The sequence below is a fragment of the Streptomyces sp. YGL11-2 genome, assembly GCF_050054615.1.
In the GTDB taxonomy this organism is placed as follows: Bacteria; Actinomycetota; Actinomycetes; order Streptomycetales; family Streptomycetaceae; genus Streptomyces.
Genome location: NZ_JBNHIN010000020.1, coordinates 130,505 through 142,167 on the forward strand (window position 1 = coordinate 130,505; position 11,663 = coordinate 142,167).

At 74.0% G+C, this 11,663-nt stretch carries 8 protein-coding genes; 2 read left to right on the forward strand and 6 right to left on the reverse strand.

All coding sequences use genetic code 11. From position 1 onward, the window contains the following. Positions 1-48: 48 nt before the first annotated feature. The 3 genes from ACO1BR_RS23230 to ACO1BR_RS23240 form a co-directional block, all read right to left on the reverse strand. On the reverse strand, positions 49-1,278 hold the full coding sequence (locus ACO1BR_RS23230; RefSeq protein WP_426797020.1) for a cytochrome P450: 1,230 nt from the start codon (positions 1,276-1,278) through the stop codon (positions 49-51). A 240-nt stretch (positions 1,279-1,518) separates the two neighbouring features. Next, the gene (locus ACO1BR_RS23235) at positions 1,519-2,139 is read right to left on the reverse strand and encodes a TetR/AcrR family transcriptional regulator (RefSeq protein WP_426797008.1); all 621 of its coding nucleotides are present in this window, start codon (positions 2,137-2,139) and stop codon (positions 1,519-1,521) included. A 250-nt stretch (positions 2,140-2,389) separates the two neighbouring features. Beyond that, positions 2,390-3,679, reverse strand: coding sequence for a CapA family protein (locus ACO1BR_RS23240; protein WP_426797009.1), 1,290 nt, complete (start codon positions 3,677-3,679; stop codon positions 2,390-2,392). A gap of 157 nt (positions 3,680-3,836) precedes the next feature. Here ACO1BR_RS23240 and ACO1BR_RS23245 point away from each other — a divergent pair, with 157 nt between their 5' ends. Beyond that, positions 3,837-4,793, forward strand: a complete 957-nt coding sequence (locus ACO1BR_RS23245) for an aminoglycoside phosphotransferase family protein (RefSeq protein WP_426797010.1) — start codon at positions 3,837-3,839, stop codon at positions 4,791-4,793. 109 nt (positions 4,794-4,902) lie between these two features. Here ACO1BR_RS23245 and ACO1BR_RS23250 read toward each other — a convergent pair whose 3' ends face one another. Beyond that, positions 4,903-7,041, reverse strand: coding sequence for a restriction endonuclease (locus ACO1BR_RS23250; protein ID WP_426797011.1), 2,139 nt, complete (start codon positions 7,039-7,041; stop codon positions 4,903-4,905). 352 nt (positions 7,042-7,393) lie between these two features. Next, complete coding sequence (locus tag ACO1BR_RS23255) at positions 7,394-8,536, reverse strand: glycoside hydrolase family 88 protein (protein ID WP_426797012.1); 1,143 nt, start codon at positions 8,534-8,536, stop codon at positions 7,394-7,396. A 402-nt stretch (positions 8,537-8,938) separates the two neighbouring features. On the opposite strand from ACO1BR_RS23255, the gene ACO1BR_RS23260 reads away from it, so the two are divergent. Next, complete coding sequence (locus ACO1BR_RS23260; RefSeq protein ID WP_426797013.1) at positions 8,939-9,781, forward strand: nitroreductase/quinone reductase family protein; 843 nt, start codon at positions 8,939-8,941, stop codon at positions 9,779-9,781. A gap of 25 nt (positions 9,782-9,806) precedes the next feature. On the opposite strand, the gene ACO1BR_RS23265 is transcribed toward ACO1BR_RS23260, so the two are convergent. Further along, positions 9,807-11,369: an AMP-binding protein gene (locus tag ACO1BR_RS23265; RefSeq protein WP_426797014.1), complete on the reverse strand. Its 1,563-nt coding sequence runs from the start codon at positions 11,367-11,369 to the stop codon at positions 9,807-9,809. Positions 11,370-11,663 lie beyond the last annotated feature (294 nt).

Below are 11,663 nucleotides of genomic sequence, written 5' to 3' on the forward strand. Positions count from 1 at the left end.
GATCGTCAGGGGTCGTCAGGGGTCGGGGGAACGGTGCCTGGTGGCGTTTCACCAGGTCACGGGCAGGGCGTGGCATCCGTAGATCGCCATGTCGGTGCGGAACGGGATCTCCTCGACCGGCACCGCGGGCCGCATCGCCGGGAAGCGGCGCAGCAGCGTGGCGATGACGACCTGGAGTTCGACGCGGGCCAGCGCCTGGCCGAGGCACTGGTGGATGCCGTAGCCGAAGGCGACGTGGTGCTGGGCGTTGGGCCGGCGGACGTCGAGGCGGTCGGCGTCGGCGAAGACGCTCTCGTCGCGGTTTCCGGACGGCACCGCCGCCACGACGCCCTCGCCGGCCCGGATGAGCTGCCCGCCGATCTCGACGTCGACGGTGGCGACCCGGCGCGGGCCGTTGCGGATGATGCTGTGGAAGCGCAGCAGCTCTTCGACGGCGCCGCGGATCAGCGCGGGGTCTTGGCGCAGCTGCTCGGCGGTCGCCGGGTCCCGCATCAGGGTCAGCGCGCTGAGCCCGATCATGTTGGCGGTGGTCTCGTGCCCGGCGACCAGCAGCAGGGCGGCGAAGGCGGCGACCTCGTCGTGGCTGATCTCGCCGGTCTGCCGCTGTTCGGTGATCAGCCGGCCGAGGATGTCGTCGCCCGGGTCCGCTTCCTTCGCGGTGACCAACTGGTGGAGGTAGTCGCGGAGTTCGACCCGCGCGGCCTCGCGCTCGGCGTCGGCGACGGTCCGCGACAGCAGGGTGCCGGTGAGCCGCTGGAAGATCTCGTGGTCGTCGTACGGGACGCCCAGCAGCAGGCTGATGACCAGCGACGGCACCGGCAGCGCCAGCGTCTCGACGAGGTCGGCGGTGCGCCCCTCGGTCCGCTCCAGCGCGTCGCACAGCTCGTCGGTGATCCGCTGGATCTCCGGGCGCAGCGCCTCGACGCGCTTGACCATGAATTCGCGGGTGACCATCCGGCGCAGCCGGGTGTGCTCGGGCGGGTCCATGCGGATGAAGCCGCGGTTCTGGGTGCTGGCGCCGCCGGTCATCCCGCTGAGCGGATAGCCGTGCAGCGTGGTGTCGGAGCTGAAGCGGGTGTCGCCGAGGATCGCCCGGATGTCGGCGTAGCGGGTGGCGAGCCAGGCCCAACTGCCGTCGGGGAGCGAGATCCTGGAGATCGGCTCCTCGGCGCGCAGGGCGGCGAACTCGGCCGGGGGTTGGAACGGGCAGCCGCTGGGCGGCTCGACGGGCAGCGGTGCCGGGGCGGGGGGACGTGCGGTGTCGATGGTGTCGGTCATCTCGGTCATCTCGCTCCTCGCGCGCACACCGGGAGGGACGTGCGCCATGAGTCAAACGTTCGCCTAACAAGCGTAAACTTACATGTGTAGTGACCACGTAAACGCGCCGGGGGTGGCGAACGGGCACGGGGACCCGGAGGAGGCGGGCATACGCGAACACCCCGGCCGTCGAGGGGCCGGGGGCGAAGAGGAGGAGAGGGGGAGAAGGGGGGAAGGGGAAGGGGAAGGGGAACCCGGGGGTCAGCGCTCCAGCAGCAGCTGGAGGATCTCGTCCACGAACCGGTCCAGCCGGCCGGTGTCCTTGCGGCTCGGCATGACCTGCCAGATCATCACCCGGCCGTGCACCGCGGACCACAGCAGATACGGCGCCTCGCCACGCGACCCACGCACCCGCCAGCCCGCCTCCTCACAGGCGGTCAGCGCGTTGTGCCAGCTGCGCACCAGCAGCCCCGCCGGGTGGCCGGCGAGCCGTTCCGGGCCGACCGGGGTCTGCCGGGTCTCGTAGAGCAGCCGGTAGTTCGCGGGGTGCGCGATGGCGTAGCGGCAGTACGCACGCAGTTGGGCGCGCAGCCGGTCCACCGGGTCGTCCGGGTCCGCCTTCGCGGCTGCCTCGGACATGGCGCGCGCCAGCCGCTCGTAATTGACCTCCAGCGTCGCCCAGACCAGCTCGGTCTTGTCGGCGAAGTGCCGGTAGATGCTGGGCGCGGCGACGCCGGCCTCCCGGGCGACCGCGCGCAGCGACAGCGCGTCCTCGCTGCCGACCTGCTCCAGAAGGCGCTCGGTCGCCCGCAGCAGCTCCTCCCGCAGGCGCTCGCCCTGTCCGCGCGGGTTCCGGGGCCGGACGGCCGCACTCTCGCTCACTGCCCTCCGGTCCTTCCTGGTCGTGCCGACGTGGACCTTCGACGGGGTCCGTACTCCTTCACCAGGGTTTCACACCGGTGCCGCGGACCGTACCCGAGGACCGGCCCGCCCGGAAGCAGGGGCTCCGCCTCACCTGCCCCTCCCGGCACCGCCGCACCGGCGAAGCCGGCGAACGCGCGCGGGGCCACGCCGTGGCCTGCGGAGACGGTGCCGCCCGCCGCCTCGCCCGGCGTGGTGGTGTGCTGTGCCGTCACCTGCCCATGACCAGTCCGGCCTGGTGTGCGCCCCTGCTCAGCACGATGCCCCGGATGCGGTGGCGCAGGGGCTCAAGGTCCCGCCGTCCGGCCTTGATCGCCTGGTTCACGTCGATCACGCGGCCCGCCCTCGCGTCCCACCACAGCGGGACGAACTCGGCCTTGGTGATCTCCCAGCGGCCGCCCTGCGTGGCCGGGGGTGTGAAGGTGAACCGGGCGGCGGTGCTCATGTTGCCGCGCTCGTCATGCGTACTGCCCCCGATGAGGTCGCCCAGCCCGTAGGCGACCCACGTACCGCTGGCGTGCACGTCATCGGCCGCTGCCCGGCCGTCCTGTGGACGGCCGGCCCCGCTCCCGTCGACCTTCTCGTACGGCTGCGGGGTGTGCGCGTGGCTGCCGACGATCAGGTCGATGTCGGGGCGGCCGTCGGTGCGGGCCGCGGTGAGGGCGCGGGCGAGCCGGAGCTGCCGCGCGTCGGGCGCGGCCCGGTATTCGGTGCCCCAGTGGGCGCTGACGACGACGATGTCGGCGCCCGCCCGACGGGCCGCCCGGGCATCCGCGACGACCTTCCGCGGGTCGAGCAGGTTGGCGGCCCAGGGCACACCGGCCGGGCCCTTGGCGCCGTCGGTGCCCTCGGTGCCCTCGGTGCCCTCGGTGTACGAGAGCTGCGCCACCCGCGCGCCGCCCGGGGCCCCGAGCAGCACCGGGCGGGCGGCCTCGGCGGCGCCACGGGCCGAGCCGGTGTGCCGCAGCCCGACCGTGTCGAGGACGTCGAGGGTGTGCCGCACCCCTGCCACGCCCTGGTCCAGGACGTGGTGGGAGGCGGTGGCGCAGGCGTCGAAGCCGGTCGCCTTCAGCGCGGTGGCGACCTGCGGCGGGGCCTGGAGCGTCGGGAAGCCGGTGAACGGGCCGTCCAGCGGGCCGAGCGGCGCCGCCAGATGGCAGAGCGCCAGACCGGCGCCGTGGATGACCGGCCGCACGCCCCGGAGCATCGGCCGGAAGTCGTAGCCGCCGTCCACCGGGGCGTCGTCCTGCGCGGTCACGAGCGCCGCGGGGTGGGCGGGGATGACGTCCCCGGCGGCGACCAGCGTGAACGGCCGGGCGGGACCGGGCGCGGCGGGCCGGGCACCCGCGCGCCCGTGCCGCGCCCCGGCGGCGGACGGCCGGGCGGCGCGGTACGCCGGGCCGCGCCGCGGGGTGTCCGGCGGGGCTTCGGCCCGACTGCCGCACCCGGCGGCCAGAGCGGCGAGCAGGACGGCCGCCGCACACCGTGTGAACGCGCTCATGTCCGACAGATACCAGCCGCTGTGGCCGGGATTTCACCGTGAGCCGTGGTGTCCGGCGCTATCCCTCGTACGGCCGTGGAACCCGGCCGCGGCCGCGGCCCGCCGTGCGGTCGACGCGCGGTCCGGGTGCCGCCGCCCGTCCCGTTAGGCTGCCCCGATGGCACACACCTCGCAGGCCCACGACCGCTTTCCCGCTGGGCTGCCGGTGCTGACCGAGATGGGGCGCACCGCGTCGGGGCGAGCCTGGCTCGACCGGCTGCCGGGGATCGTCCGGGACGTCGAGGAGCGCTGGGAGCTGCGGCTCGGCGCGCCGGTGCACGGCGGCAGTTGCTCGTGGGTGGCGCCCGCGGAGGGGCCCGACGGCGTACCGGCGGTCCTCAAGGTGACCTGGCCGCACCGCGAGGCCGCGGGCGAGGCGCCGGCGCTGCACGCGTGGGGCGGCCGGGGCGCGGTGCGGCTGCACCGCTGGGACCGCGAGCGGGGCGCGCTGCTGATCGAGCGTTGCACCCCGGGCACCCTGCTCGGCGACGCCCCACTGCCGCCGGACGAGCAACTCGCCGCGGGCGCACGCGTCCTGCGCGACATATGGTCCCCACACGTGCCGGAAGAAGCCCGGTGGGGGACGCTGGAGCGGATGGACGCGGTCTGCGCCGAGTGGGCGGACCTGCTCCAGGAGCGGATGCGGCGGCTGCGGCCGGGCTACGACCCGGGGCTGGTCGCGCTCGGCGCCGAGCTGCTGCGCACCCTGCCGGCCACCGCCGCCCGCGAGGTCGTGGTGCACGGCGACGCCAACCCGGGCAACGTGCTGGCCGCAACCCGCCTGCCCTGGCTGGCCATCGACCCCAAGCCGATGGTCGGCGACCCGGCGTACGATCCCACGCCGCTCCTCCTCCAGATCGACGACCCCTTCGAGCACCCCGACCCGCGGCCGGTGCTGCGCGAGCGGTACGCGCTGGCCGGCGAGGTGCTGGGCGAGGATCCGGCGCGGCTGCTCGCCTGGTCGGTGGCGCGCGGCGTGGAGAGCGCGCTGTGGAGCGCGGACCATGACGATGTGCCGGGCGGGGAGGAGGAGTTGGCCGAGGTGCGGGTGCTGGCGGAGCTGGCCGGAATGTGACCTTCCCGGGGCACGGCGGCCCGCCATCGGGGACCGTCCGCCCCTGAGGTGCGAGAGCAGGCCCGGCCGCGGCGGAGCCGAGCCGCCGCACCGGGAGCGGGCGCGGCGCTCACGCCGCCTCGATGCCGAAGTCCTGGACCAGCGCCTCCAGACCGCCCTCGTAGCCCTTGCCGCCGAGGACGAAGTCCCAGTCGCCGTCTGACCGTTGGCGGAACGAGCCGAGGACCAGCGCCCGCTCGCCGCGCCGCCCGTCCGAGACCTCCAGCCGCCCCAGTTCCGTCCCGGCGGCGTCCAGCAGTCGGATCCGGGCGTCGGTGAATCCGGCGAGATCCGCGTCCGGGTCGGCCTCCGGGTCGATCGCCGCGACCAGGACGAGCCGGTCGGCGTCCGCCGGCAGGTCCTCGAACCGTACCTGCATCGCGGCCCGGTCCGGGGCGAAGCCGGGCAGCATCCGCACCGCGCCGTCCGGGGTGCGCGGGTTGTTGAAGAAGACGAAGTGGTCGTCGCCGAGCACGGTGGTCCCCTTGCAGACCAGCGCACAGACGTCGAGGGCGACGTCGCCGGACCAGTTCATGCCGAGGACGTTGTGCTCCGCGGTGCCGTCGGCGGAATCGCCGGCGGCCCGGTCGGCGGCCTCGGGGGCGGCCCGGTCGTCACCGGCGGTGGGGCCGGCCGGGCTGGTGCCGGGGCCGAGGCGCCCGCGCAGCCCGAACCGCCCCAGGAGGTCGACGAGTTCGGGGCCGGCGATGAGGGTGAGCGGCTTGCCGTTGGCGAAGGTGTGCGCGCCGGGACCGAACCGGGACGTCGTCACCAGCACGCCCTTGTTGGCGCCTTCGGACTGCACGGTGCCGTAGAGGTCGCGTACGGCGGTGGGCGGGACGGTGTGCCGGTAGCGCTTGACCTGCACGACGATCTTGCCGCCGCGGATCGGGTCGGGGTCCAGCGCGTCCACGTCGACGCCGCCGTCACCGGACCGCTGGGTGGTCACCGCCTGCATCCCCATGGCCCGGAACAGCTCGGCGATCAGGTTCTCGAACGCGATCGGGTCCATCTCGTGGAGGTCCGGCTCCCCCTCGTCGCCGTGCCGGACGACCGCGCCACCGCCGCCGACGTCGCCCGGCTGCCGTCCGGGGCGTACCGCGGTGCGCTGGTCGGGGCGGGCCGAGAGCCGGCCGCGGAGTCCGTCGGTCAGGCAGTCCACGGCGCTGACCTGCGCCAGGTGGTAGGCGGCGAAGGCGTCGCGGGGCGCCATGACGGTGGCGAGGAAGATCTTCGCGGGGCGGCCGGTGACCGGGTCCACGTCGTCGACGAAGCCGTTGAGCGCCACCGAGTCCAGCGCCCCGTGGGTGTCGGCGGCGAAGAGGTCGCGCAGGACCAGCAGGACGCTCTGGGCGAGCACATCGCGGTAGAGCGCCCGGCGCTGGGCGGCCGGGCGGGCGGTCTCCCGCTCCTCGTCCGCGGTGGGCAGGTAGCGGACTGCCCTGGCCTCGGGGACGATGGCGAAGCCCGGCAGTTCCCAGTCCAGGACGAGTTGCCGGGCCGCACTGTCGTACGCGGCGCCGACCTGCCGCGGGAAGCCCTCCGGCCAGGCGGCGCCGGAGTACAGCGCGGCGCAGAAGTACTCGACCACCGCGTCCGGGTCCCCGCTTCGCAGACCGGCGGTCAGCTCCTCGATGCCCGCGTTGTGCCGCCGGATGCCCTCCAGTGCGCCGGCCGCCCACTGGTCGTACTGCCGCCGGTACGCGGCCAGTTGGGCCTGGCGCCGGGATTCGGCGGCCTGCGCCGCATACCAGTCCCGCTCGAAGCGGGCGCGCGCCTCCTCCTGGGCGCGGTCGCGGCGGATCCCGAACTGCCGCCCGCCGGCCGGCGTCTGATAGCGGGCCGGGTCGGGCATCGCCACCGGCTCGGCCAGCGCACCGGGCGCGAACGGCTCGACCCGCTCCGGCCGCCGCAGGGCCGCGGCCGTGAAGGCGGGCGCCCGGCAGCCGTCCGCTAGCAGGCCGGTCAGTACGGCGACCCGGGCGTCCAGTTCCTCGGTACGCCGCCGGGCGTCGGCCTCGCGCTGCCGACGGTAGGCGGCCTGCCGCTCCCGGTGCATCCGCGCCATGGCGCGCTCCGCGGCCCGCGCCTGCCGCTCCTGTTCCCGCTGCCGCTGTACCTGCGCGCGGTGCTCGGCCTCCTGCCGGCGCTGCTGCTGGCGCTGCGCCTCGGCCCAGATGCCGACCAGGCCTTGGGAACGGCGGCTCATCTCGCGGTACGTCCTCCCCCCGGGGCGCCCGCCCCCGGAACTCTGCGGCAGCGGTCGCGTCTGCCGCGTTTGCCGTGTCTTTGGTGGTCGGTCCGACTTTATCGGGGGGCGCGGCGCGCCCGTCAGGGGGCGGGCACGGCGGGCGGCGGCGGGGGGCGTCAGCCGGCCATCGCGGCGCGCATCGGGGCGGCGGTCTCGGCGGGGTCGTGGCCCTCGGGTACGCCGGGCACCAGTCGCCTCCGGCGCGGTCGACCCAGACCGGCTCGTCACCCATCGCTGTCCGCTCGGCGACGCCGAAACCGCCCTGACGTCCGGGGCCCGGGAGCATCCGGCCGGGGGTCGGTCCGGTGGGTCAGCCGCCCAGTGCGGCCATTTCCGTGCCCGCCAGCAGAAAACCCCCGACGCCGAAATCGGCGGTGGAGTCATAGGTGACCGGCTGGCCCGACTCCGGCCGGTCACCGGCGTTTTGGACATATCCCAGAAAGCCGTCGGGATGGACCGCGGTGGACACCATCGCATTCCACGCGCGGGCCGCCACGGACCGGTAAAGGCCGGCGGGGACGACGCCGGTGCGGACCGCGTACGCCATCCCGAACGTGAAGAAGGCGGTACCGCTGGTCTCCGGTCCCGGCAGCTGCCCGGGGTCGGCCAGGTTCACATTCCAGAACCCGTCCGGTCTCTGCGCGGTCCGCAGCGCGGCCAACTGGCCGGCGAACGTACGGCGGTACCCGGCCACCGGCGCGAAGGTGTCCGGCAGCACCGCGAGCACCTTGGCGTGCGCGCCCGCCACCCAGCCGTTCCCACGCGACCACAGCACCGGCTTGCCGTTCGGGGACGCGATCCCGCCCGGCAGGAACCGCTTGTCGCGGTACCAGAGGCCGGTGGCGCGGTCGTAGAGGCCGGGCCCGCCCTCGGCGCTCTTGGTGTGGGTGTACAGGGCGTGCATCGCGTCCCAGTAGGAGCGGTCGTCGCGCAGCACGCCGAGCCGGGCGAACGGCGGCATCGCCATGTGCAGCGCGTCGTCCCACCACCAGTCGTCGTGCCGCTGCGCCGCGGTCTCGACCATCCGCCGCACCGACTCCTCGATGGCGGCGATCTTCGTCTGGTCGGGAGCGGGGTCCAGGGCGTACAGGTCGAGGTAGACCTGGCCCGCGCAGTGGTCGTCGGCGTGCCGGGTGGCGACGCCGTTGTGCAGGCCGTACCCGTGCTTCTCGGCCCAACCGCGCGCATAGGCGAGGTAGCGGGGCTCGCGGGTGAGGGCGTGCAGTGCCATCAGCCCGCCGAAGAACGTGGCGCGGGCCCACTGGTTGTCGCCGGGGTCGGGGTGCGCGCCGATCCAGTGGTCGGCGACCCGGCGCAGTACGGCGACGGTCGCGGCGCGGGCCGGCGGCCGGTGGTCGGGCACCCGGCCGGTCGCGGCGGCGGCCGGTCGCGCGGGCAGCGCGGTGCCGGCCGCGAGCGCCGCGCCGGTGGTGAGGAATTGCCGACGTTCCATGAAGACACCCCTCCGGGACTCCTGGATTCATGTCCACGAACAGCGTTCTGCCACATGATGAACGGCGAGGACATGGTGGCAGCCAACTCCCGTCGGCGGAAGGGGGAATCCGGGCCCGCCGTTGCCTTTACCGAATGCGCCCATTACCTTTGTCGCCGTGACTACCGGGTCGGCCATGGGCCACGAGCGAGTGGGGCACCCGGTCACTTCGTGACCGCGCGGCGGGTGAGAGACCCGCCCCCCTTCCCCTCGCCTCCGCATTCCGCGCGGATCGCGCGCGGCTTTCTTCCTCCACCACGGGCTCAGCCCTGCGCTGCCGTTCGCAGCGCGCTGCCGCGTGGTCAATTCCCCCTGCAATCCACCCTGCCCAAAAGACATTTCCCCCTGGAGACGAGCACTCGTATGCCCAACCCCTTCAACCAGCAGGTCATCGACGAGTTCCGCGCCAACCGCGGCCGGGTCGGCGGCCCCTTCGAGGGCGGCCGACTGATCCTGCTGACCACCACCGGGGCCCGCTCCGGCGCCCGGCACACCACCCCGGTGGCCTACCTCCCCGACGGCGGTGAGCGCATCCTCGTCATCGCCTCGGCCGGCGGCGCACCGCACCACCCCGACTGGTTCCGCAACCTGGTCGCCCACCCCCGTGTCACGGTCGAGGACGGTGTCCTGACCTACGAGGCCGAGGCCGTCGTCCTGGAAGGCGAGGAACGCGACCGGGTCTTCGCCCGCGCCGCCGAGGCCAACCCCGGGTGGGCCGCGTACCAGGACAACACCACCCGCGTCCTCCCCGTGGTGGCCCTGACCTCGGTCGAGGCGGGCCCGCCGAACTTCGCCGGGGCGACACCCGGCGAGGCCATCACGATCCTGCACGACGCCTTCCGCCGGGAACTCGCCCTGATCCGCAAGGAGGTGACCGACGCGGGCCCGGTGCTGGCCGCCCAGCTGCGCGTCAACTGCCTGACGATCTGCCAGGGACTGCACAACCACCACGCCGGGGAGGACCGCGCGATGTTCCCGTTCCTCCGCGACCGGTGGCCCGAACTCGCCCCGGTCCTCGACCGACTGGACGAGGAGCACCGGAAGATCGCGGCGCTCCTCGACGAACTCCGGCAGGTGATATCCGGCGACGGCGCCGAGCCGGGACAGCTGCTCGCCGAGGTCGACCGGCTGACCGAGGCGTTGGAGGCGCATCTGGCGTACGAGGAGGAGCAGTTGATACCGGTGCTGGACGCCATGGCTCCCTGAACGGCGGGCGACGGGCACCGCGCGCTCAGATCAGACCGCCGTGCCCGGCCCAATAGGGCTCCCGCAGCTGCCGCTTGAAGAGTTTCCCGGACTCGTCGCGCGGCAGCAGCTCCTCGAACACCACGGCCCTGGGCACCTTGTACCCGGCGAGCCGCTCCGCGACGTGGGCGCGTACCGCCGCGGCGCTGAGCCGCACGCCGGGCTCGGTCTGGAGGTGGGCGGCCAGCACCTCGCCGAACTCCTCGTCGGGTATGCCGAACACCGCCACGTCCCGCACCCCCTCCAGCGACAGCAGACATCCCTCGATCTCCGCCGGATAGATGTTGACCCCGCCGGAGATCACCATGTCGTTGCGCCGGTCGCTGAGATAGAGGTAGCCGTCCTCGTCGAGATGCCCGATGTCTCCGATGGTGACGTATCCGGGGAGCCCCGGTGCCTCCATCGTGGCGCGCTTGTCCGGATCGCCGAGATAGGTGAACCGGGGCCAGTTGTCAGCGGGTTTGAGGTAGATCTCGCCGGTGGAGCCGTTCGGCAGCGGCTTCCCGGCGGGATCGAGGACGACCACCCCGCAGGTGCCCTCCGCGCGGCCCACGGTGCCCGGGTGGGCGAGCCATTCGGCGCTGTCGCACCAGGTCACCGCGCCGGTCTCGCTGCCGCCGTAGTACTCCCGCAGCACCGGCCCGAGCCAGTCGATCATGGCGTGTTTGACATGCGGCGGGCAGGGCGCGGCGGCGTGCACGACGGAGGTGAGCGAGGACACGTCGTAGCGCTCGCGGACATCCTTGGGCAGCCGCAGCAGCCGTACGAACATGGTGGGCACCATCTGCACCTGCTGGATGCGGTGCCGTTCGACCAGCCGCAGGAACTCCTCGGCGTCGAAGCGCGGCATCAGCGTGATGTCCAGCCCCGCGGCGAGCGCGAGCACCGCGTGCTGGCTGGGGGACGCGTGGTAGAGCGGGGCGGGGATCAGCGTACGGCCGCCGGGCGCGACGGCGAAGTACTCCAGGAAGGACTCCACCCCTTCGGCCAGCCGTTCCGGGCCGACCGGTTCGCGGAGAACTCCCTTGGGGCGGCCGGTCGTTCCCGAGCTGTAGATGACGGTGGGCGGCCGCTCGTCGGCGGGCCGCGCCAGCGGCTGATACTCCATCAGCCAGTCGTCCAGGAGAGGGTACCGGCCGGTCGCGGGCGGGGCGGCGACACCGCAGGCGGTCGCGACACCGGGCGGCACGGCGGCCTCGATGATCCGTACGCCGTCGGGGAGCACGGCGGTCACCGCCGGCAGCAGATCGGTGTGGACGAAGACCACCTTGCTCCCGCTGTCGGTGAGCACATGCCGCAGGTCGTCCTGCTTGAAGTGCCAGTTGACGGGGACCGCGGAGGCGCCGAGCTGGGCGGCGGCGGCCGTGATCTCCAGATGCGCGGGCTCGTTGCGCAGCACGACGGCGATCCGGTCACCGGGGGCAACTCCCCACGCGCGCAGACCGGTTGCCATCCGCCCGGCACGGTCGAGGAATTCCGGATAGCCGCGTTCATGTCCCGCGGAACGGATGGCGGGTGCGCCGGCGGCGGAGTGGGCGGCGGCTTCCATGGTGCCTCCATCGAGTGCGGCCAGGACCGGCGCACTCACCGGTCCGGCCCATTGAACAGCCAACCCCGGCCGCCCACCAGAGCGCGCTGCGCCATCCGTTGTGCCCCCCACGTAGCCGACTGTCCCGCCGCGGGGGAGCGGGTGCGGTTTTCCCCGCCTTCGGCGGGAGCGGAGCAGGACGGTGGTCCCGTTTCCGCCTTCGGCGGAGGGGTGTTCGGGGTGGGCCCCGGGTGGGTGGTGGGTGCCGGGTGCGGGGCCTCCGGGGTGGTGTCGTGGACTGCTGCGCTTTACGTC

Coding starts and splice junctions, on each gene's coding strand:
- ACO1BR_RS23230 (WP_426797020.1), bottom strand. CDS start 1,278: ATGACCGACACCATCGACACCGCACGTCCCCCCGCCCCGGCACCGCTG.
- ACO1BR_RS23240 (WP_426797009.1), bottom strand. CDS start 3,679: ATGAGCGCGTTCACACGGTGTGCGGCGGCCGTCCTGCTCGCCGCTCTG.
- ACO1BR_RS23245 (WP_426797010.1), top strand. CDS start 3,837: ATGGCACACACCTCGCAGGCCCACGACCGCTTTCCCGCTGGGCTGCCG.
- ACO1BR_RS23250 (WP_426797011.1), bottom strand. CDS start 7,041: ATGAGCCGCCGTTCCCAAGGCCTGGTCGGCATCTGGGCCGAGGCGCAG.
- ACO1BR_RS23255 (WP_426797012.1), bottom strand. CDS start 8,536: ATGGAACGTCGGCAATTCCTCACCACCGGCGCGGCGCTCGCGGCCGGC.
- ACO1BR_RS23260 (WP_426797013.1), top strand. CDS start 8,939: ATGCCCAACCCCTTCAACCAGCAGGTCATCGACGAGTTCCGCGCCAAC.
- ACO1BR_RS23265 (WP_426797014.1), bottom strand. CDS start 11,369: ATGGAAGCCGCCGCCCACTCCGCCGCCGGCGCACCCGCCATCCGTTCC.